Here is a 22,048-nt window from a genome sequence, read left to right on the forward strand (position 1 = left end):
ATGATGGGTGGGCATCAACGCGCAAAATTCGGGACGTGGGTCGTCCGCGCGCTATCGACATCGGCCGTGATCGGCCTCGCGCTCAATCCGGTGCTGACGCCGGTGAAGGCGGCTGACGACAGGCTGGAGACGCCTGTGGTGTCGGTCGGGTCGTCGAAGGTTCGCTTCCTCTCGCTCGGCATCGGCAAGTCCGTGGTCGTCGACTTCCCCCAGGACGTCAAGGACGTGCTGGTCGCCGATCCCAAGGTCGCCAACGCCGTCGTCCGTTCGGCCCGGCGCGCCTACATCATCGGCGCGGCGGTCGGCCAGACCAACGTCGTGTTCTTCGACGGCGAGGGACAGCAGGTCGCGGCCTATGACATCGCGATCAAGCGCGATCTCAACGGCGTGCGCCAGGCGCTGAGCCAGAGCATTCCCGGCGTCAAGATCGACGGCGTCGGCGAGGGCGTGATCCTGACCGGCTCGGTGTCGAGCCCGGTCGAGGCGCAGCAAGCCAGCGAGATCGCCGCTCGCCTCGTCGGCGGTGCCGACAAGGTGGTCAACTCGATCGTCGTGCGCGGCCGCGACCAGGTGATGCTGAAGGTCAACGTGTCGGAGGTCCGGCGCGAGATCGTCAAGCAGCTCGGCATCGATCTCAGCGCCAGCATGACCTACGGCACCGCGGTCGTGAACTTCAACAACACCAACCCGTTCACCGCCTATGGCAGGTCGCTGGTCGGCACCAACGGCCTCTCCGCCACCGGCGGCGGCTTGTCGTCGGTCTCGGCGACGATGCGCGCGATGGAGACGGCGGGCGTGACCAAGACGCTGGCCGAGCCCAATCTGACCGCGATCTCCGGCGAATCCGCGACCTTCATCGCCGGCGGCGAATTCCCGATTCCCGGCGGCTATTCCTGCGATCCCACCACGCGGGTCTGCAGCACCTCGATCACCTACAAGAAGTTCGGCATCTCGCTCAACTTCACGCCGGTCGTGCTCAGCGAAGGACGCATCAGCCTGCGGGTGATGACCGAGGTGTCGGAGCTGTCGAACGACAATGCGATCACGGTGTCGTATGCGCTGACCTCGGCCTCGACGTCGTCGGTGACGATCCCCGCGATCCGCACCCGCCGCGCCGAGACCACGGTCGAGATCCCCTCCGGCGGCTCGATGGCGATGGCCGGCCTGATCCAGAACCAGACCAAGCAGGCGATCAACGGCCTGCCCGGGCTCAATCAGCTGCCGGTGCTCGGCCAGCTGTTCCGCAGCCAGGACTACGTCAACAACGAGACCGAGCTGATGGTGCTGGTGACGCCCTATGTCGTGCGCGCCGTGGCGCAGAAGGAGCTGTCGCGTCCGGACGACGGCTTCGCGCCGGCCACCGACTCGGAGTCGGCGCTGCTCGGCCGCATGAACCGGCTGTACGGCATCGCCGCCAGGGTCGACGCGGCCACGGGGCAGCCGGCCGGCTTCGGCTTCATCATCGACTGAGATTGCGGGACGACGGGGCACGGGGGAACGATCATGTCGGCAACATCCACACCAGACGGCGGACGCACGCTGCGCCGGATCGGCGCCATCGCGGGGCTGGCGCTCACGCTCGGCGCCTGCAACACCACCACCGGCGAGGTCGTCGCGACGATCCCGGATGACTACAAGATCCGCCATCCGATCGCGATCGAGGAAGGCCGGCAGTCGACCGTCGTCTTCATCGGCAGCGGCCGCGGCGGCCTGACCTACCAGCAGCGCGTGGACGTCGCGGGGCTCGCGCGCTCATGGCTGCGCGAAGGCACCGGCGGGATCATGGCGGAGGTGCCGGCAGGCACGTCGAATGCGCGCGCCGCGGCCGACGCCTATCGCGATATCCGCGCCGTGCTGACCGCCGGCGGCGTTCCCTCGCACGCGATCTCGATGCGCAACACCATGCCCGACGATCCGCGGCAGCTCGCCGTCATCCGGCTGAGCTATCCGAAGATCGCCGCCGTCGCCGGTCCCTGCGGGCTGTGGCCGGACGATCTCGGGCCGAACATCAACAATCCCGGCTACAGCAGCAACCAGCACTATCAGAATTTCGGCTGCGCCACGCAGCGCAATCTCGCTGCGATGATCGACAACCCGGCCGATCTCGAGCAGCCGCGCTCGGAGATGGCCGCCTACACGCCGCGCCGCTCCGCGCTGTTCGAGAAGTACCGCAAGGGCGAGTCGACGGCAGTGGCGTATCCGGAGTCAGACAAGGCCAAGCTCAGCGATACAGGCAAATGATCAACGCGTCCCGTCAGAGCCAGGATGAGCAGCCCGGCCCCACCGGCCCGGCCCTCGACGATCACATCGCGCCGGTGCCGCGCGTCTCGGTGCAGGCATTCTGCGAGACCGACCAGACCTCGGCCGCGATCCTCGCGGCGAGCCAGGACCGAAGACTCGGCAAGGCGCACATCACGATCAAGGCGGGCGGCATGCCGCGCGCGATCGAGACCTATCACTCGCAGCCGACGCCGAACGTCATCTTGATCGAGACCAGGCCCGGCGGCGACATTCTCGGCGGCCTCGACGACCTCGCCAGCGTCTGCGATCCCGGCACCCGCGTGGTGCTGATCGGCAGCCCGTCCGACGGCGTCGCCTATCGCGAGCTGGTCCGGCGCGGCGTCAACGACTATGTGATCGGCCCGGTCGAGACCATCGACGTGATCCGCTCGGTCTGCAGCCTGTTCTCGGCCTCGGAGGCCGTCATCACCGGCCGCATCATCGCCGTGGTCGGCGCCAAGGGCGGCGTCGGCGCCTCCACCGTCGCCCACAACGTCGCCTGGAGCATGGCGCGCGACCTGACGCTGGATTCCGTCGTCATCGATCTCGACATGGCGTTCGGCACCGCGGGACTGGACTACAACCAGGATCCGCTGCAGGGCATCGCCAACGCCGTGTTCCAGCCGGACCGGCCGGATACGGCGCTGATGGAGCGCCTGCTCGCCAAATGCACCGAAAATCTCAACCTGCTCGCCGCACCCGCGACGCTCGACCGCGTCTATGATTTCGGCGCCGACGCGTTCGACGCCATCTTCGACACCCTGCGCATGACCCAGCAATGCATCGTGCTCGACGTGCCGCACCAATGGTCGGCCTGGACGCGGCATGCGCTGATCAATGCCGACGACATCCTGGTGGTCGCCGAGCCCGATCTGGCGAATCTGCGCAACGCCAAGAATCTCCTGAGCGTGCTCAAGGCCTCGCGCCCGAACGACCGGCCGCCGCTGTATTGCCTGAACCAGGTCGGCATGCCCAAGCGGCCGGAGATCGACCTGAAGCGCTTCGCCAAGACCGTCGAGGCCGAGCCGGTCGCGATCATCCCGTTCGACTGCAAGCTGTTCGGCACCGCCGCCAACAACGGCCAGATGATCGCGGAGATATCGGGGCTGAGCCGCACGCCAAAGCTGTTCCAGGAGATCGCGAACCGGCTCACCGGACGCATCGACCACAAGCCGCAGCGCGGCTCGCTGCTGGCGCCGATCGCGAAACTGCTCGGCGCGAAATAGCGCCTTAGATCATGATCTCCGCGCAAACGCCTTTGGCGTTTGTCGCGAGGGAAAACCGGTTTCCACTCTTCCGGATCATGCTCTAGTCGTCGGACCGGCTGAGCGCCCGCGCCAGCGCCTTGTCGGGCTCGCCGGCCACCGGACGGTCGCGGCGCGGCGACAGCTCGCGCTGCGCGATCTTGCGGCGCTCCAGGATGCGCTTCACATAGGCGACGCTGGCATTGGCCTGCTCCGGCGGCAGCCCCGACCGCGCGATGCTCTCGGCCTCGCTCATCCGGCCCTGCAGCCCGACGATGACGGCGAGATTGGTCCGGACCCGCGGGCTGGCATCCGGGTGTGCGCTGGCCTTGCGCAACTGCTCCTCGGCCTTGGGCAGTTCGTTGGAGAGCGCGTAGGACAGGCCGAGATTGGACAACACCGAGGGATCGTCAGGGGCGATCTTCAGCGCCGTCATGTAGTATTGCCGGGCCTCCTCGTTGCGCCCCATCTGGTCGAGCGTGGCGCCCTGCGCCGACAGGATGCGCCAGTCGGGATCCTCGGGCGAATGCGCGCGGCTGAGCACGTCGAACGCCTGCTGGAAATTGCCGTTGTCGGCGAGCGCACGGCCGTAGGCCGCCAGCAGCGCCTTGTTGCCGGGGCTGGCGATGCTCGCCTGCTCCAGCACGGCGACGGCCTGCGAGCGCTGGCCGGTGCCGCGCAGGGCGCTGCCATAGCGCAGCGCCACCTCGGGATCGTTGGGATTGGCGCGGAAGCGCTCGCGGAGCTGATCGATCTCGGCGCGCGGGTCGGCGGCGGCCGCGCGGCTCTTTTCGGGATTGCCGCCCAGTGCCCCCGTGACCTCGCTGAGATCGGTGGTCTGGCAGGCGCCGAGACCGAGCAGCACGGCCGTGAACGACAGCGCGAACGCGGCCGGCCGGAGCAGAGGGAGAGAGCGAAGGGGCCGCGTACGCATGCAACTGAACTACTTCGGGACCAGATGATCTGCACGCTGGCAGATTAACCCTAAGGTCCCGTTAAGCGGGCGCGGCCGGCCCGCCTCAATCGATGAATTCGGCGCCGAACTCGCAGCCGATGCGCCAGGCCAGCCGGCACTTGCGCTGGTGGTCGGGCGCGAAGACGATGGTGAACTGCGGGGGAATCTCGACGAATTCGGCGATCACCTTGACGCCGCCGTCGGAAATATCCGTGACCGTGCAGTCCCGCGGCAGGCTGCCGTTGCCGTAGTGAATCTTCGCGATCCTCCTGCACAGCCGACGTTCACTCTTGCGACGGTTCGCCAACATCAACATTTCGACGTCTCACCCACTCAATCGTCCATTCCGGAGACCTCGTTTGTAGCAAGGAAACCTTGGGATCTGACTAGCGCAAAGCCCAGAAATCCGAGGGGCGGATTTGGGTTTCGTTTACCATCGGCGTGCCTCAGCGGACCGGCAGCAGCACGCCGTCGAAATACGCCGACAGTCTCCCGACGCCGTCGAGCGGCAGGACGTCGGCGACATACTGATCGGGCCGCACGATCACGATGCAGCCCGCCGCGCGATCGATGCCGCGCATCGCAAAGATGTCCTGGCCGCTCTTCAGATCGGCACAGAACATCTTCTCGTAGTCGATGAGGCCGTAACGCCCCTTCCGCGGCAGCAGCAGCTCCGGCATGTGTTCGAGCGCGAGCTCGCGATGCCCCTGCTGGAACACGGCGCGCAGATCAATCACGGAATCGATGTCGGCGCCCGCTTGGGTGTGGCGGCGCACGGGTGAGGCCGAATCCTCGCTGAGGAATTTGCACAGGCGGCGGATGGCGGACTCCGGCGCGGCTGGATCCTCCGCCGCCGCGAACGCAAAGATGCGGAAGCGGCCGTCGGCCTGGACGACATGGCCGAGCTGCACCGGCTTGGCATCGCCGAGCCGGATCACGGGCGCCGAGTGAAAGCGCTTGCCGATCACGAAGCCGGCGGCGAGCGGCTGGAAGGTGTCGTCGCCGGTGAGAACGGAGGGTCGATAGTGCGTGGCGGTGCCCGCCGTGTAGCGGCCGTGACGGACGAAATAGTCCTGGGTCTTGGCCGCATCGGCGCCGCCCTGCTTGGCGGCGGAGGCAAGAATTCCTGCCCATTCGCGATCGAAATCGATCAGCTCCTGGGCGATGGCCCGCCGCTCCGCCGAATAGCTGTGCAAGAGCTGCGGCGCGCAACGCTTGCCCAGGACGGCGGCGAGCTTCCAGCCGAGATTGAACGTGTCCTGCATCGACACGTTCATGCCCTGCCCCGCCTTCGGGCTGTGGGTGTGGCAGGCGTCGCCGGCGATGAACACGCGCGGCAGCCGCGTTGCGACCTCGGCCTCCGGCACGTCGTCGAACTTGTCAGTGATGCGCTGGCCGATCTCATAGACCGACCACCACGCGACCTCCTTCACCTCGAGCGTATATGGCGCGAGAATGCGCCGTGCCTTGGCGATCACTTCGTCGACGGTGATGTTGCGCCCCGCCACGCGCTCGCCGACCTCGAGCTTGGCAAGCTCGACATAGAGCCGGACGAGATAGCCGCCCTCGCGCGGGATCACCAGCAGGCTGCCGTCCTTGGCGGACTGGATCAGCGACTTGAAGCGGATGTCGGGAAAATCGGTCACGGCGAGCACGTCCATGACGCCCCAGGCATGATTGGCGGAATCCCCGTGCAGCTCGCGGCCGATCGCCTTGCGCACGACGCTGCGCGCGCCATCACAGCCGACGACGTAGCGCGCGCGCACCGTCTCCACTTGGCCTTCATGCTCCGGATCAATGCGATCGAAGCTGACGGTCACGCCGTGTGCGTCGACGCCTGCGGCCGGATCGATCCGCAGATCGCGCAGTCGCCGCGCGTAATGCGGCTCGAGCTTCGCGGCCGACCGGCGCATCACGTCCAGGAAGAAATCGTGGACCCGAGCCTGGTTGAGCACGACATGCGGCATCTCCGACAGGCCGTCCTCGACGTCCTGCACGCGACCGCTGCGCGCGATATGCTTGCTGTCTTGGTCGCTCGGCTTCCAGAACGTGGTCTCGTTGATCCAGCACGCTTCCCTCAGCACTTTCTCGGCAAAACCATAGGCCTGGAACATCTCCATGGTGCGGCAGGCGATGCCGTCGGCCTGGCCAAGCAGCAGCCGGCCCGGCTTCTGCTCGACGATGCAGGTCCTGATGTCCGGAAAAGCGGAAAGCTGGGCAGCGAGGTTCAACCCCGCCGGGCCGCAGCCGACGATGAGGACATCGGCTTCGGGTGGCAGCGGGCTGGTCGCGCCGGCGCTCGCGACACGTTCGGCCGCGTCGAAGATCTCGGGATCGCCCGGCTGGAAGCCGTTGAGATGAAACTGCACGTGACAACCCTCCCTCGCTGTTCCTTATTGATCAGTATGATGATCATCAGTATGCTTGTCAAGCTGGTGACAGGAGATTCGAATTGACCGAGATGCAGGACATGCCGGGGCACCTGGCACGCCGGTTTCAGCAGATCGCCGTGGCGGTGTTCCTGGCGGAGGTGGAAGCGGCCGGCTTCGACCTCACGCCGGTGCAATATGCGGCACTGGCCGCGATCGCGGCCAACCCGGCCATCGACCAGATCACGCTCGCTGGCCTGATCGCCTATGACCGCACCACGATCACCGGCGTGATCGACCGGCTCGCACAGAAGGGCCTCGTCGTCCGCCGTGCGAGCGCGCGCGACCGCCGGTCACGGGAGCTGTTGATCACCGATGAGGGGAGAAGGACGCTGGAGGCGATCACGCCGGCGGTCGAGGCGGCGCAGCGGCTGATGGTGCGCGGCCTCAGCGAGGCCGAGGCGAACGAGCTGGTGCGCCTCATGCGCAAGGCGATTGCGGCCGCCAACGAACTCAGCCGCGCGCCGCTGCGGGAGGGGGCGGCGGAGCGGTAAGCGCCAAGCAAACTGCTGGTTGCTTACCCGTCATGCCCCGGACCGGTTCCGGGCATCCGCGTTCTTCCAAGCCCAACGACATCGATGGCCGGATCAGCCCGGCCATGACGATGTGGAGAGAGCCGCCCCAAGCTGACGTCATAGAGGTGAGCGCCGCACGCCCCCCCTTCCCTCACGAATACCGCATCACGCCGTCGTCGACCTTGCCGAAGCGCAGCGAGACGATGTCGAGGGCGTAGTTCTGGTACAGCCGCCACGGCCGCTTCGAGCCTTGCTTCGGCAGATCGGCAACCGCGCGCTGCACATACCCGGAGCTGAAGCTCAACGACGGCAGCGGCGTGACGCTGGCATCGTCATTGTGCGGCACGCATTGGCGATAGCCGTGCCGGTCCATGTAGTTCAGGAGCCGGCAGACATATTCGCAAGTGAGGTCGCATTTCAGCGTCCAGGACGCGTTGGTGTAGCCGAGCGTCGCCGCCAGATTCGGCACGTCGGAATACATCATGCCCTTGTAGTTGAGCGTCTTCGCGAAATCGACGGTGCGGCCATCCACGACAACCTCGATGCCGCCGAGCACCTGCAGCACCAGCCCGGTCGCGGTGACCACGATATCGGCCTCGATTTCGCGGCCGTCGGCGAGGCGCAGGCCGCGCTCGGTGAAGGTCTCGATCCCGGCCGTCACCACCGAGGCGCGCTGCTCGCGAATGGTCTTGAACAGGTCGCCGTCCGGCACCAGGCACAACCGCTGGTCCCACGGGTTGTAGCGCGGCGTGAAATGGGTGGCGACGTCGTAATCGGGACCCAGCGCGGCGCGCACCCCGCCCAGGATCAGCTGCTTGACCCGCTGCGGCTTGCGCCGGCTGAGCTGGAAGAAGTACATCCCGAACAGCACGTTGCGCCAGCGGATCAGGTGATAGGCGAGACCAGCGGGCAGATGCCGGCGCAGCTTGTTGGCGAGCGCGTCCTGCGCCGGGCGCGACACCACATAGGTCGGTGAGCGCTGCAGCATCGTCACATACGCGGCGGACTTGGCCATCGCCGGCACCAATGTGACCGCGGTCGCGCCGGAGCCGATCACGACGACGCGCTTGCCGGCATAGTCGAGATCCTCAGGCCAGGCCTGCGGATGCACGATGCGGCCCTTGAAATCGGCCATACCCTTGAAGTCCGGCAGATAGCCCGACTCGTAGCGGTAGTAGCCGGAGCACATGAACAGAAAGCCGCAGGTCATCCGCACGGTCTCGACCGTGCCCTGCTCCGTCCGGCGCTCGGCCTCGACGGTCCAGCGTGCGTCCGCGCTCGACCACGACGCGCGCCGGACCCGATGGTTGAAGCGGATGTGGCGGTCGATGCCGTTATCGGTCGCGGTGTCCTGGACATATTTCAGGATCTGCGGCCCGTCGGCGATCGCCTTCGGATCGGTCCACGGCTTGAACGAATAGCCGAGCGTGTACATGTCGCTGTCGGAGCGGATGCCGGGATAGCGGAACAGGTCCCATGTGCCGCCGATCGCGCCTCGCCCCTCCAGGATCGCGAAGTGCTTGCCCGGGCACTTGTGCTGCAGATGATAGGCGGCGGCGATGCCGGACAGCCCGGCGCCGACGATCAGCACGTCGACATGCTCTGTTGACATGAGGTGTTCCTGGCGTTTCCTGGTGCGGCTTTCTTGCTCTGGCTGCGGACAGTCGCAACCCGGCTCGTCGCTGTCAAATCGCCGGCGCATTCGTCGTCGGTCAACCCTCTTTCGCTATCAGCGGGAAACACCCTCGATACGGATCTGGTGATGAACGCTCCCCACCCGCGCGACGACAGGCCCGGCGACAGCGACAGCCGGGACGGCAGTGGCGCGCCGTCGCAGCGCATCGCCCTGGGCTTTTCGCTGTTCGCAATCGGGCTCGCAGCCTGGTCGCTGTTCCCGAGCTTTCCGGCCGGCCAGCTGATCGCGGTCGTCACCGTCATCCCGCTGCTGGCGCTCGTCCTCACCTTGCGCTTTCCCGGCCGGTTCCGCATCGGCCTCGGCTCCGGCTACGGCGCCAATCTCGGCACCGGTTGCATCGTGGCGGCCGGCACGCTCGCCGCGCGCACGCTGTCGGACATCAACCTCGTCGACTGGCTGCCGCTGACGGCCTTCGCGACCGCGGTCGCGATCATTTTCCTCATCGTCGCCGCGCGGTTCGAAACCCAGCTCCGCCGCCGCGGCTGGCGGCTGCTGCTCGCCGCTCTCTTCGTCGCCGCCTATGCGTTCGGGGCGCTTGGTCAGTTCAACACCGCACTCGACCGCTCGGCGCCGGCGCTGCTGCGCAGCCGTGTGCTCGCCAAGCATCTCGGCCACAGCCGGCTCGCCACACATCAGGTGACGCTCGAGCCGTGGGGCCCGTTCGCGAGAGCCACCGATGCACATGTTGCGCAGGCGCTGTACGAAAGGTTGCAGCCGGGCGACACCGTGTGCCTGCGCCTGGGCGATGGCGCGTTTCGCATGCCGTGGTTCACGGTGGCCGCATGCCGTTGAGACCCGGCGCTGCGGCCGAGCCAGGAACGGCCATTTGCGCAGCGCGACGATGCTGCGTATCGTCGTAGCTTCGTGGCCCGCATGAGCGCAGCCATATGCGGGGCCTCACACGCCGTCTCGATGAACCCGGACGTCGCGCCGCTCATCCGGGCTATGCGATTGCGAGCCGTTCTGCATGACCGACTTCCTGCCCCGCCCTTTCGCTGTCGATCGTCCCGACGTGCTGGATCTCGACATCACCGCGCTCGACGCGCGCCCCGGCGCGGTGCTGGTAGCGCGCTCGCCGTTCTATCCCGGCGGCGGCGGCCAGTTGCCGGACCGCGGCACGATCGCGTGGAACGGGATCGTCCGCGTCGTCACCGGGTTCGAGCCGACCGCCGACGGCATCTGGCACCTGATCGGTGATGACGCCATCCCGGACGGGGCGATCGAGCTGCGCGTCGATCCGGCGTTCCGGCAGCGCATGAGCGAGCAGCACACGGTGGCGCATCTCGTCAACAGTGCCGTCTACACGCTGTTCGACGGCGCGCTGCTGACCGGCGTCCGCATGACCGAGACCGACGAGTTCAGTGTCGATTTCGATCTGCCCAAGGTGGCGCCGGAGCAGCTGCGCGCGGTGGAGGACGCGGTCAACGCGGCGATCTCGGACGATCGCCCGGTCCGCGCCTTCGACATGGGCTACGACGAGGCGCAGGCGACCGCTGGCCTGTTCCGCGCCAAATCCGTCGCCCCGCCACGCCAGGCCGACGGCCTGATCCGCATCGTCGACATCGACGGCCTCGACCGCCAAGCCTGCGGCGGCACGCATCTGGTCTCGACGGCGCAGGCCCGGCCCATCCGCATCCTGAAGGTGGACAACAAGGGCCGGCAGAATCGGCGCCTCAGGATCGGAATGCACAGCGCTTAGGAGCGACTTGCAGCGGCTCACGACGCATAGCCCGGATGAGCGAAGCGACATCCGGGGTCTCACGCAGTGTGCCGGTGAACCCGGATGTCGCTTCGCTCATCCGGGCTACGAGCACGTTGACGATCGCTCTGTTTATTGCGAGCGGCATCACGTCCGATGCGCGATCACCTCGAATCCCTCCTCGGGGGTCGGCGCCACGAAGTAGGACGTGAACAGGTCGAACTCCTCGTCGGTCACGGTGAAGGCGTGGCGGCCTTCTGCGTTGCGGGCGCGGAGCCGCGCCTTGCAGACCTCGTCGGGGACGTCGAGGTGATGCAATTGGTGCGGCACGCCCGCGGCTTCGAACAGGCCGCGCATCCAGGCGCGGCTCGCCGGCGTGTTGGCGGGGAAGTCGAGCACGACCGAAACGCCGGCTCGCAACAGCGCGACGACGTGCGGCCCCATCACGCTGCGCAGCCGAGACGAATTGCGCACGTAGTCGGCCAGGGTGCTCTGCTCGCCGGGATAGAGCCGCGCCAGCCAGTCGTCCTCGGCAATCACGATGGTGCCTGAGCGCCGGCCGAGCGCGGCAGTGAGCGTCGATTTGCCGGCAGCGATCTTGCCGCACACGAGGTGCAGCGTCGGTTGGTTGGGAGACACGGATACAGACCTCGCATACGGCGCCTCCTCGGGCGCCAAGAGCATTCACAGGCAATTCTCACAGGCAGAAGCGCCCGGCCCGACGGATCAGGCCGGGTCGGTAATTCGGCTGCTCCGTGCAGCGCCTGCGATGTGAATGCGGAAGGTCATGAGGATGTATTTGACAGTTATTGGCGACGGCGTCCAGACCCGGCCTCATCCATCGCTCGAGACCGCATCGCGATTGAGTTTGACTCGCAGGACGCGGGCACCAGCATTTCACTCACGCTGCGGCTCACGACTGAGTTGAGGTCATTTCACTGTGGCCGAATTGATCCACCCCGACGGGAGTCGACGACGCCGCAGATACTCCATTGCCAATGCGATGTCCGCTCCTGTAGGTCATTCCAAGGGACGGGGGCGTCAGTCGGTGGCTCGTCAGGGGCGTCAACTACAAGGCATCGCATCAGGACGACGTGAGGCGCGCATGCGCTCGGCGCGGCGGCGCGCAGCGCTGTCGCGGCTCGGCGGCGCTCTCGTCTGGTTCGCGGCATGGGCCCTGATCTTCCAGTCCGTGCTGGCGCTCTCCGCGATGAGCGCTGCGGTTGCGGCTCCCGACACCGCCATCATCTGTCAGAGCTCCACCGACGGTCCGCCGTCGGACGATATCGGCACTGCGGCCAAGCAATGCGCGAGCTGTCCGTTCTGTGCGCTCGGACGCGGCGTCACCGTCCCGCACGTACCCGCCGTGGCGCGGCCGATGCCGGTGGTCGTGGCGATCCTGATCGAGCGGATCGACGTCGTTGCGGCGCTCCGGCCCGCGCTCGAACTGCCGGTCGCTCGCGGACCACCGGCGGCCGTCTAGGCCGATCACTCCAGACATCTCATCCCGTCACGATGCGGCCGGTCTCGTCCGCGCGCGCTGTGGGCTGCCGTCCGGCGGTCGCCGCAGCCGTGCCCGCAGCCGCCTCGTCGCGACATGTTCACGGGGCCACGGCGCGCTCGCCGCCGGACGCCTCTCCCATTCCTATTCCGAGATCCCATCATGGACCAATGTTCGACACCCGTCCGGCGGCGATTGCTCCGCTCAACCACCGTGCTGACATCGCCTGCGCTACTGGCATTCGCCCTCTCGAGCCCCGTGCTTGCGCAGGACCCATCGCGGGCTCGCTCTGCCGCCACGCTGCCGCAGGTGACGGTCACTGTCCCGCAGCCCCGCCCGGCCGCCCGAACGGCCGTCCGCCGCAGGGGCGCACATGCGGCGACGACCAATCCGGCAAGCGCGCCGCCGCCGCAGGCGACCTCATCCGACGGCGTCGCCTCGCCTCCCGGCGCCACTTCGGTTGCGCCGGGTGACATCCTGGCGAAGCGCGCCATCACGAACGACACCGCTGCGCTGTTTGCCGATGTACCCGGCGTCAGCCTCTATTCGGCCGGCGGGGTCTCGAGCCTGCCGGCGATCCATGGCCTCGCCGACGACCGCCTGCGCATCAAGGTCGACGGCATGGACACCATCGCCTCATGTCCCAATCACATGAATCCGGCGCTGTCCTACATCGATCCGGCCCAGGTCGCCGCAGCCAAGGTCTGGGCGGGCATCACTCCCGTGAGCGTCGGCGGCGACTCGATCGGCGGCACCGTCGCCGTCAGCTCGCCGGCGGCCCTGTTCGCGGCGCCGGGGCAGAGCCTGCTGACAAAAGGCAGCATCGGCACGTTCTACCGCAGCAACGGCAACGTGCGCGGCGTCAACCTGTCGGCCACCATGGCCACCGAGAACTACAGCGTCAGCTACAGCGGCGCTGCGGTCAAGGCAGACAACTATACGGCCGGCGGCAACTTCAAGAACTTCACCCTGAGGAGTTCGATCACGCCGGTGCTTCCCCTCGATCAGGTCGGCTCATCCGCCTACGAGACCAGGAATCATCTGATGGGCATCGCCTGGAGCAAGGACGGCCAGCTCATCGAGCTGAAGGCGGGAGTGCAGGAGGTCCCCTATCAGCTCTACCCGAACCAGCGCATGGACATGCTGGGCAACGATGCCTACAGCCTCAACCTGCACCATCTCGGCCGGTTCGACTGGGGCGATCTGGACACCCGCCTCTATCATCAGTCCGTCGATCACTACATGAACTTCGGCGGCGATCGGCTGCTCTCGTATGGCACGCTGCGCCCGCCGAACACGACGGGTGCGAGCTATCCGGTCAACGGCATGCCGATGTATACGCGCACCAAGACCAACGGCCTGACCTCCAAGGCCGACATCACGCTGTCGCCCCGCGACGTGGTCCGCGTCGGCGTGGACCTGCAGACCTATCGTCTCGACGACTGGTGGCCGCCGGCCCCCGATTGCGGCGTCGGCAACTGCATCGGCGGCATGGCGCCGCTGACGTTCTGGAACATCAACGGCGGCAAGCGCGACCGGGCCGGTGTGTTCAGCGAGTGGGAGGCGAAGTGGAGCCCGTCCTGGCTGTCGCTGCTGGGCGTGCGGTTCGAACGCGTCGAGACCGACACCGGACCGGTCGTCGGCTACAACACCAGCACCACGCCGCTGACATCGGGATTCATGTCCGGCATGTACGAGACGAGCTCGGTCGGCTCCCGCGCGGCGTTCAACGCCATGGATCGCTCGCGAAAGGACAACAATGTCGATCTGACGGCGCTGTTCCGGAATACGCCGAGCGCCCATCTCACCTTCGAGTTCGGCGCGATGCAGAAGACCCGGTCGCCAAATCTGTACGAACGCTATTCCTGGTCGCGCAACACCATGGCGCTGGAGATGAACAATTTCGTCGGCGACGGCAACGGTTATCTCGGAAACCCCGATCTGAGACCCGAGGTCGCCCATACCGTGAGCTTCACCGGCGCCTGGCACAGCGCCGACCATGAGGCCGAGATACGGCTCACACCCTATTACACCCATGTGCGCGACTACATCGATGCGGTGCAGTGGAAGGCCGCCACCAACACCGCTGCCGTGCCTGCCGTCGCCAACCAGTTCGTGATCATGAAGTACATGAACCAGCAGGCACGGCTGTACGGCTTCGATCTGTCCGGCAAGGTGCCGCTGGGCAGGACGCCGATCGGCGATTTCGGCCTGAAAGGAGTCCTGAGCTATACCAACGGCAGGAACCTCGACACCGGAGGCGGCCTCTACAACATCATGCCGATCAACGGCACGCTGACGCTCACGCACCGGCTCGACGGCTGGGACAGCGGCCTCGAGCTGGTGATGGTGGGCCGCAAGTCCGACGTCTCCGTCGCGCGCAACGAGCTCAAGACCCCGGCCTACGGCCTGGTCAACCTGCGCAGCAACTACAGCTGGCAGAAGCTGCGCATCAGCTTCGGCGTCGAGAACCTGTTCAACAAGCTCTACTACCTGCCGCTCGGCGGCGCCTATATCGGCGAGGGTGCATCGATGTCGTTCAACAAGGAGGCCGGCACCGTCGCTGCCACCGGCGGCGGCGTATCGGGCACCGCGACGATGTGGGGCACCGCCGTTCCCGGCCCCGGACGTTCGTTCTATCTGGGTGCGAACCTGGAATTCTGACGCCGGCATTCGCATCTCGCCCTGTCCCGCCAGCGGGACCGGGCGAGAGCGGACGCCAGACGACCACAGTGTCGCGATGAGCAGCGCGAGCGAGACGTAACGTCGCGCATCACACCGTCTGCGATTCTCGGCTGAAAAATCGCGGCCCTGGCGAATTTGGAAAAGCTCTAAGAGCAATTCCAGCCGCCGCTCCGTTGACACATCGGGGCGGTTGCCGTCTCCACTGATCCCACGATGCATCGTATTTGTATTTGCTCATTGGAGGGATTGATGAGACTGACCATTGCGGCCGCGCTCGCTGTCGCGTTTACCGCCATCTCGCCGGCCTTGGCCGACGGCTACAAGGACTGCACCAAGCTCGACAAGGCGTCGTGGAAGCCGGCGGCCGAGGCGGAAGCCAAGGCGAAGGATGCGGGCTACGAGGTGCGCCGCTCGAAGGTCGAGGGCACCTGCTACGAGGTCTACGGCGTCAAGGGCGACAAGCTGTATGAGCTGTTCTACAGCCCGGAGGATCTCAGCCTGAAGCACACGATCGCCAAGTAGTTGGCGCAAGCGTCGTCCAGCGTGCTGGATGACCTGACGTGAGAGCCATGCACGGCACAGCCCCCCGCGCCAGCCTGAAACACCGGGACGCCGCCGAGACAGTACGGGTCTGGGACCTGCCGCTGCGGCTGTGGCACTGGATGCTGGCCGTGCTGGTGCTCGTCGCCTGGGTGACGCCGAACGTCCATGACGGCCTGCACCGGATCGCGGGCTACGCGATCCTCGGACTGCTTGCGTTCCGCCTGATCTGGGGCATCATCGGCACCCGCCATTCGCGCTTCCGCAGCATCGGCGCCCGGCTGCGCGCGACGCCCGCTTATCTGTGGAATCTGCGGCGCGGCAGGACCGGACGCTATCTCGGGCTGAACCCTGCGGGCACGGCGATGCAGCTCGCACTGCTGCTTCTGCTCATCGTCTCCGTGGTGACCGGCGCGATGCAGGTGACCGTGCGCTTCTTCGGCATCTGGTGGGTCGAGGACACCCACGAGGTGACGTCATATCTGCTGATCCCGCTGGTGGTGCTGCATGTCGCCGGCGTGGTGCTGGTGAGCCGCCTGCAGCGCGAGAATCTCGCCCGCGCCATGCTGACAGGGCGGAAGCTGCTGCGGCGCAGCTCGCGCACGAGCTGACTGGCCGGCTCAGCCGAGTACGGCGTAGGGCGTCAGCCGGAGGCCCTGCGGTCTCCATCATCTGTCGTCGCCGAACGATCGTTCGCGGCGAATCGCGCCACACCCGGAACTCACGAGCGTTGCACGCAGGCCACAGTTCTCGCAAAAGCTGCGCGGGCGCGGAGATGCGTTATTGCGCCGGGCCGTCTTGCGCCGAACAATCGCAGGTATCGGATGCCTGACCGCCCCTCACCAGCAGGGGCTCGGATTTTGGGGAGGCCGGATGATGAGCTCGCAGCAGCTTTCGACGCGTGCGTTGTGTCGGTCCGTTGTCCTGATAGCTTGTGCGGCGGCATGGCCCGCGGCCGCCGCCGAGATCGAGGCGGCGACGCCGCCCGTCGTCGCGGAGCCGATCGCGACGTCGCCGCAGCCGACCGCAGCCGAGCCCGCGCTGACGACCGCGTCGATCACGCCATCGGCCGTCCTGCCAGCGGACGAACAGGCCGCGCCCAGCGCAGCGACCGAACCGCCTCGGCCCACCGTCGCCAGCGCCGACCGCATCGAGATCCTCGACGAGTGCCCCGCCATCGATGCCTGCATCGATCGCTATCTGTGGGCGCTGTACGAGCGCGCGCCGAAGCTCGACAAGATCCGCGAGACCGAGCGCCGCGTCGTCACGGTCAAGCGCAAGGGGCGCATGGTGAAGGTGACGCGCAGCTTCACCAAGCTGGTCGACAATGACTTCACCTGGAAGGATCCGAAGGCGGCCGAGCGCGTCGGCCGCAGCATGATGGAGTACGTGATCGGCGGCATGGACCGCGGCTTCAAGCTGAAGCTGTTTCACACCTTGCACGCCGCCGAGGCCGCGGGTCTCGCGCCGGGCATCACCAGCGGCTTCCGCGACGATTATCGCCAGGAGATCGCGAGCGGCCTGAAGGCCGCCAGCAACCGCTCCTATCACGGCGGCAGCCTGCGCGGCGGCTACGGCCACGGACTCGCGGCCGACATCGTCAGCGTCAACGGCGCGACGCGCGCACAGCGCTGGGTGGCGACCGAGGCGCTGTGGAAATGGGTCGACGCCAACGGCAAGAGCTTTGGCATCGGCCGGCCCTATCTCGATCGCGACCCGCCACATGTCGGCCCGGTCGACGGCGAGGAATATGCCAAGCATCGCGCGCCTGCGGTGAGGGTGGCGGCGGCGGAGACGAAGAAGGGCAAGCGCCTCGCCGCGCGGCCGGAGCATCACGCCGCGAAGCGCGCGAAGGCGGTGCGCGCGTCGGCGCTGGCCTCACGGCGGACGGGTTGATTGTCACGTACACTGCAGGTGGCAGTATCTCGTTGATTTCGTAGAGCGCACACTCTCTCCGTCATTGCGAGGAGCGAAGCGACGAAGCAATCCAGAGTCGCGCGCGACACCCTGGATTGCTTCGCTTCGCTCGCAATGACGACGTCCCATCTTCGGAGCATCGATGACGACAAAACAAAAGGCCGGGGCAATGCCCCGGCCTTCACCGTCTCCGCCGCGCGTCGCGCCGGATTATCAGTAGCGGTAGTGGTCCGACTTGAACGGGCCTTCCGGCTTGACGCCGATGTAGGAGGCCTGGTCGGGGCGCAGCTTGGTGAGGTTCACGCCGATCTTGGCGAGGTGCAGCATCGCCACCTTCTCGTCCAGCGACTTCGGCAGCACGTAGACTTCCTTCTTGTACTTGCCGTCCTTGTTGTTGGCGTAGAGCTCGATCTGCGCCAGGGTCTGGTTGGTGAAGGACGCCGACATCACGAAGGACGGGTGGCCCATCGCATTGCCGAGGTTCACCAGGCGGCCTTCGGACAGCAGGATCATGCGCTTGCCGTCGGGGAAGGTGATCTCGTCGACCTGCGGCTTGATGTTGGTCCACTTCAGATTCTTCAGCGAGGCGACCTGGATCTCGTTGTCGAAGTGGCCGATGTTGCAGACGATGGCGCGATCCTTCATCGCGCGCATGTGCTCGATGGTGATGATGTCCTTGTTGCCGGTGGCGGTGACGAAGATGTCGGCGCGTGGCGCGGCGTCCTCCATCGTCACAACCTCATAGCCTTCCATCGCCGCCTGCAGCGCGCAGATCGGATCGATCTCGGACACCATGACGCGGCAGCCGGCCTGGCGCAGCGAGGCGGCCGAGCCCTTGCCGACGTCGCCGAAGCCCGCAACCATCGCGACCTTGCCCGACATCATCACGTCGGTGCCGCGGCGGATGCCGTCGACCAGCGACTCGCGGCAGCCATAGAGGTTGTCGAACTTCGACTTGGTGACGCTGTCGTTGACGTTGATCGCGGGCCACAGCAGCGTGCCGGCCTTCTGCATGTCGTAGAGACGGTGCACGCCCGTGGTGGTCTCCTCCGAGACGCCCTTGATCGACTTGGCGATCTCGGCGAAGTAGCCCTTCGGCTTCTCCTTGAGCTGCTTCTTGAGCAGCGCGAAGAACACCTCCTCCTCCTCGGAGGCAGGCTTGTCGAGGAACGCCGCGTCGCCGTTCTCGGCGCGCAGGCCGAGATGGACGTACATGGTGGCGTCGCCGCCGTCATCGAGGATCATGTTCGGATGGCCGCCGCCGTGCCAGTCGAACAGCTTGGCGGTGTAGTCCCAGTAGTCGACCAGCGTCTCGCCCTTGACGGCGAACACCGGAATGCCGGCGGCGGCGATCGCCGCGGCGGCGTGGTCCTGGGTCGAGTAGATGTTGCACGAGACCCAGCGGATGTCGGCGCCGAGCGCCTTCAGCGTCTCGATCAGCACCGCGGTCTGGATGGTCATGTGCAGCGAGCCCGCAATGCGCGCGCCCTTCAGCGGCTGCTTCGGGCCATACTCCTCACGCGTCGCCATCAGGCCGGGCATCTCGGTCTCGGCGAGCGAGATCTCCTTGCGGCCGAACTCGGCGAGCGAAATGTCCTTGACGATGTAGTCGGTGAAACCTGGCTTGGCGGTCATGTGGGGTTCCTGTTTGTCAAAAAACGTCATTCCGGGGCGCGTAAGCGCGAACCCGGAATCCATCACTTCGAGATTCCGGGTTCAGCGCTATTGCGCTGCCACGGAATGACGGCCCTAACAACTACACCGCGCGCTTGAACGCTTCGGCGAGGTCGGTCTTCTCCCAGGAGAAGCCGCCCTCGTTGTCCGGCGTGCGGCCGAAATGGCCGTAGGCCGCGGTGCGCGCGTAGATCGGGCGGTTGAGGTCGAGATGCGAGCGGATGCCGCGCGGGGTAAGGTTCATGACCTCGGCCGCCGCCTTCTCGAGCTTGTCCTCGGAAACCTTCCCGGTGCCGTGGGTGTCGATGTAGATCGACAGCGGCCGCGCCACGCCGATGGCATAAGCGAGCTGCAGGGTGCAGCGGTCGGCGAGACCGGAAGCGACGATGTTCTTGGCGAGGTAGCGGGCGGCGTAGGCCGCGGAGCGGTCGACCTTGGTCGGATCCTTGCCGGAGAAGGCGCCGCCGCCGTGCGGGGCCGCGCCGCCATAGGTGTCGACGATGATCTTGCGGCCGGTGAGGCCGGTGTCGCCATCGGGACCGCCGATGTAGAACTTGCCGGTCGGGTTGATGTGCCAGATCGTGTCCTTCGTGATCCAGTCCTTCGGCAGCGCCTCGCGCACGTAGGGCTCGACGCGCTCGCGCACCTGCGCCGAGGTCATGTCCTCGACCAGGTGCTGGTGCGAGACGACGATCTCGCGCACGCCGACCGGCTTGCCATTCTCATAGCGCACGGTGACCTGGCTCTTGGAGTCCGGGCCCAGCACCTTCTCAACTCCCGAATGGCGGGCTTCCGAGATCAGGCGCAGGATCTTGTGGGCGTAGAAGATCGGCGCCGGCATCAAATCGGGCGTCTCGTTGCAGGCGTAACCGAACATGATGCCCTGGTCGCCGGCGCCCTCTTCCTTCACTTCGCCCGGCTGCAGCGCGTCGACGCCCTGCGCAATGTCGGCCGACTGCGGATGCAGCAGGATCTCGATGTCGCAGGTCTTCCAGTGGAAGCCTTCCTGCTCGTAGCCAATGTCCTTGATGGCCTCGCGGACGACGTGCTCGATGTGCTCGTTGGTAACCGAAGCCGGGCCGCGGGTCTCACCGGCGATCACGACCTTGTTGGTGGTGGCGAGCGTCTCGCACGCGGCGCGGATCTGCCAGGGGTCGATGCCGGCCTTCGGCCCTTCGCGGTAGAACAGGTCGACGATCTCATCGGAAATACGGTCGCAAACCTTGTCCGGATGGCCTTCGGACACCGACTCCGAGGTGAACAGATATGACGCGCGCATCAAGCAACCCCTTCTTCGCCGCCCACGGCGGTCGTTTGTATTGATCCCTAAGGAATGTCAGTCGCGACGCCGCGAGATGACGTAGGACTCGTCGTAGAACCACAGCCCGTTGTGCTTTCGCAGAACCTCTCTGGCGGCGTCGAGCGCACGAGACGAGTGTGCGACCTCCATCAGGCGGTCTTCCTCGATCTGCGCGACATACACCGCCGCGTTCCAGGCTGCAAAGGCCGTCGAGGTTCCGATGGTACCGGTGACCTCGTTGGGCAGAGCCTCCATCTCATACCTGAAAATCGAGCGATTGTCCGCATAGGCGTTAAAATTTAAGTCCCGCCCACTGGACCCCAACTCGTACTTGACGGCGCGCAATAGCTCATGCCGGCTGACCGAGAAAGGATTTTCTCCGGGCCAGACCGCCTGGATGATCTCCAGGCCCGGATCCTCGCCATGGGAGTGGATTCCGATCAGCCGCCCGCCCGGCTTCAGCGCCCTCGCCAGCGGTGCGATGATGCGCTTGGCGCGGAAATTGACCGAGGAACGGGCCCGGTAGGGCTGCGAGGCGATGATCAGGTCGAAATTGGCCTCGACCCGCCCGGCCCGCGGGATGATGCCGTCGAGCAGGAAGCGGTGATCCTCGCGGTAGAGCACCAGCGCGATCGGCCGCTCATAGACCGGCATGCCCGTGCGCTGGGAGACGTTGGCGCGCCAGTTCTGCTCCAGGAACGGCTTCAGCGCCGCGATCTGGGTCTCGAAATCCCCCGACGAATCGCCCTGCAGCACGACCTCGTGCCAGATCATCGAGGCCGCCACCGACGGCGAGGCCGGGGTCAGCCAGGGCGCCTCGGCATAGTTCATGTTGGTGAACACGAACACGCTGGCGGGGTGCTCGAACAGCCGGTCCGGCACCTTTTCCAAGGTCAGCCGGACGTCCTCGAGGCTCAGCTCCTTGCCGGCGACATAGAACGGGATGTGGGGAAAGCGGCCATGCATGGTCCGCAGCACCTTCGACAGCACGGTGCCGTCGCCGACGCCGGCATCGAACAGGCGCAGCGCCGGGGGCCGGGGATGGATGCTGGCGAGCTCGAGCCCCACCCGTTCCGCCACCACCCGCTTCTCGCTGCAGGTGTGCACGAACAAGAGATATTTCTGGCGATTCTCGAAGAAGCGGAAATTGCTCTTGGGATCGCGCTTCTCGGGCACGACATCGAGCCGCGGCGGCGGCAGGGTGCCGGTGGATGCCGCGATATAGGCCTGGATGCGGTCGAGCGTGTCGATGGTGATGCGCTTGCCCTCGCGCAGCCGCTGCACCAGCTTGCCGTCGTTGACGGCGCGGCGGCCGAACGTTGATTCCGCCATGTCGGACTGGCGGCAGAACTCCGTGATCTGGGCGAGCAGCTGGTCGTTCTTCATTCGGCCCGGCGGGTTGGGAAACATGAGTGGGCAGCACGCCCTTGGCCCAACCTCCTAGCACCATCTGCCCACCATTGGAAAGAGCCCGAACCCGGAACCTTCCGGACGCAGAAACACCGAATACGGCGCTGTCGCGCCACATCGGCACGCCCGGTCGCGAGGTGCAGCATGTCCGAATCCTGCTATCCTTGTTGAACAATGGAGACGAAGCGTATCGCCGTCGGCCT

At 66.5% G+C, this 22,048-nt stretch carries 19 protein-coding genes; 11 read left to right on the forward strand and 8 right to left on the reverse strand.

Translation table 11 applies throughout. The features are described from left to right. From QW868_RS10760 to QW868_RS10770, 3 genes are read left to right on the forward strand one after another with little or no spacing between them, the layout of a single operon-like run. Positions 1-1,470, forward strand: coding sequence for a type II and III secretion system protein family protein (locus QW868_RS10760; RefSeq protein WP_316230538.1), 1,470 nt, complete (start codon positions 1-3; stop codon positions 1,468-1,470). Between the two features lie 33 nt (positions 1,471-1,503). Beyond that, a complete protein-coding gene (locus tag QW868_RS10765; protein WP_316230539.1) occupies positions 1,504-2,241 on the forward strand; it encodes a CpaD family pilus assembly protein in 738 nt (245 codons plus the stop codon). After that, positions 2,238-3,506: a CpaE family protein gene (locus QW868_RS10770; protein ID WP_316230540.1), complete on the forward strand. Its 1,269-nt coding sequence runs from the start codon at positions 2,238-2,240 to the stop codon at positions 3,504-3,506. The genes QW868_RS10765 and QW868_RS10770 overlap by 4 nt, the downstream gene beginning before the upstream one ends. Positions 3,507-3,588: 82 nt before the next feature. Here QW868_RS10770 and QW868_RS10775 read toward each other — a convergent pair whose 3' ends face one another. The 3 genes from QW868_RS10775 to QW868_RS10785 form a co-directional block, all read right to left on the reverse strand. Continuing rightward, entirely contained in the window at positions 3,589-4,458 is an 870-nt protein-coding gene (locus QW868_RS10775) for a tetratricopeptide repeat protein (protein ID WP_315738962.1), read from the reverse strand. Between the two features lie 85 nt (positions 4,459-4,543). Continuing rightward, positions 4,544-4,789 (reverse strand): PilZ domain-containing protein, encoded by a 246-nt coding sequence (locus QW868_RS10780; protein ID WP_315712872.1) that lies wholly within the window; start codon positions 4,787-4,789, stop codon positions 4,544-4,546. A 136-nt stretch (positions 4,790-4,925) separates the two neighbouring features. Then, positions 4,926-6,848: an FAD-binding monooxygenase gene (locus tag QW868_RS10785; protein ID WP_316230541.1), complete on the reverse strand. Its 1,923-nt coding sequence runs from the start codon at positions 6,846-6,848 to the stop codon at positions 4,926-4,928. Between the two features lie 101 nt (positions 6,849-6,949). Between QW868_RS10785 and QW868_RS10790 the strand changes: the two genes are divergently transcribed. Further along, a complete protein-coding gene (locus tag QW868_RS10790) occupies positions 6,950-7,402 on the forward strand; it encodes a MarR family winged helix-turn-helix transcriptional regulator (protein WP_315739133.1) in 453 nt (150 codons plus the stop codon). A 172-nt stretch (positions 7,403-7,574) separates the two neighbouring features. Here QW868_RS10790 and QW868_RS10795 read toward each other — a convergent pair whose 3' ends face one another. Further along, a complete protein-coding gene (locus QW868_RS10795) occupies positions 7,575-9,125 on the reverse strand; it encodes a flavin-containing monooxygenase (RefSeq protein ID WP_410051289.1) in 1,551 nt (516 codons plus the stop codon). 60 nt (positions 9,126-9,185) lie between these two features. On the opposite strand from QW868_RS10795, the gene QW868_RS10800 reads away from it, so the two are divergent. Both QW868_RS10800 and QW868_RS10805 read left to right on the forward strand, forming a co-directional pair. Then, a complete protein-coding gene (locus QW868_RS10800) occupies positions 9,186-9,911 on the forward strand; it encodes a hypothetical protein (protein WP_315738964.1) in 726 nt (241 codons plus the stop codon). A 175-nt stretch (positions 9,912-10,086) separates the two neighbouring features. Continuing rightward, the gene (locus QW868_RS10805; RefSeq protein ID WP_316230542.1) at positions 10,087-10,818 is read left to right on the forward strand and encodes an alanyl-tRNA editing protein; all 732 of its coding nucleotides are present in this window, start codon (positions 10,087-10,089) and stop codon (positions 10,816-10,818) included. A gap of 147 nt (positions 10,819-10,965) precedes the next feature. On the opposite strand, the gene QW868_RS10810 is transcribed toward QW868_RS10805, so the two are convergent. Next, complete coding sequence (locus QW868_RS10810; protein WP_316230543.1) at positions 10,966-11,457, reverse strand: ATP-binding protein; 492 nt, start codon at positions 11,455-11,457, stop codon at positions 10,966-10,968. Between the two features lie 466 nt (positions 11,458-11,923). Here QW868_RS10810 and QW868_RS10815 point away from each other — a divergent pair, with 466 nt between their 5' ends. From QW868_RS10815 to QW868_RS10835, 5 genes are all read left to right on the forward strand, one after another. Then, positions 11,924-12,301, forward strand: coding sequence for a hypothetical protein (locus QW868_RS10815; protein WP_315771464.1), 378 nt, complete (start codon positions 11,924-11,926; stop codon positions 12,299-12,301). Positions 12,302-12,628: 327 nt separating this feature from the next. Beyond that, positions 12,629-14,983, forward strand: coding sequence for a TonB-dependent receptor (locus tag QW868_RS10820; RefSeq protein ID WP_316230544.1), 2,355 nt, complete (start codon positions 12,629-12,631; stop codon positions 14,981-14,983). A 270-nt stretch (positions 14,984-15,253) separates the two neighbouring features. Further along, the gene (locus tag QW868_RS10825; RefSeq protein ID WP_315777082.1) at positions 15,254-15,526 is read left to right on the forward strand and encodes a PepSY domain-containing protein; all 273 of its coding nucleotides are present in this window, start codon (positions 15,254-15,256) and stop codon (positions 15,524-15,526) included. 47 nt (positions 15,527-15,573) lie between these two features. Further along, positions 15,574-16,155, forward strand: coding sequence for a cytochrome b/b6 domain-containing protein (locus QW868_RS10830; protein WP_315782779.1), 582 nt, complete (start codon positions 15,574-15,576; stop codon positions 16,153-16,155). A gap of 262 nt (positions 16,156-16,417) precedes the next feature. Further along, positions 16,418-17,440 (forward strand): hypothetical protein, encoded by a 1,023-nt coding sequence (locus tag QW868_RS10835; RefSeq protein ID WP_316230545.1) that lies wholly within the window; start codon positions 16,418-16,420, stop codon positions 17,438-17,440. A gap of 234 nt (positions 17,441-17,674) precedes the next feature. Here QW868_RS10835 and ahcY read toward each other — a convergent pair whose 3' ends face one another. The 3 genes from ahcY to QW868_RS10850 form a co-directional block, all read right to left on the reverse strand. Then, a complete protein-coding gene (ahcY, locus tag QW868_RS10840; RefSeq protein ID WP_315759149.1) occupies positions 17,675-19,096 on the reverse strand; it encodes an adenosylhomocysteinase in 1,422 nt (473 codons plus the stop codon). A 121-nt stretch (positions 19,097-19,217) separates the two neighbouring features. Beyond that, positions 19,218-20,414, reverse strand: coding sequence for a methionine adenosyltransferase (gene metK, locus QW868_RS10845; RefSeq protein ID WP_315738974.1), 1,197 nt, complete (start codon positions 20,412-20,414; stop codon positions 19,218-19,220). Between the two features lie 57 nt (positions 20,415-20,471). After that, positions 20,472-21,821 carry a hypothetical protein gene (locus QW868_RS10850; RefSeq protein WP_315796586.1) on the reverse strand — a complete coding sequence of 450 codons (1,350 nt, stop codon included), beginning with the start codon at positions 21,819-21,821 and terminating at the stop codon, positions 20,472-20,474. Between the last annotated feature and the right edge of the window lie 227 nt (positions 21,822-22,048).

The sequence above is a fragment of the Bradyrhizobium sp. SZCCHNR1051 genome (assembly GCF_032489615.1).
Lineage (GTDB): Bacteria > Pseudomonadota > Alphaproteobacteria > Rhizobiales > Xanthobacteraceae > Bradyrhizobium.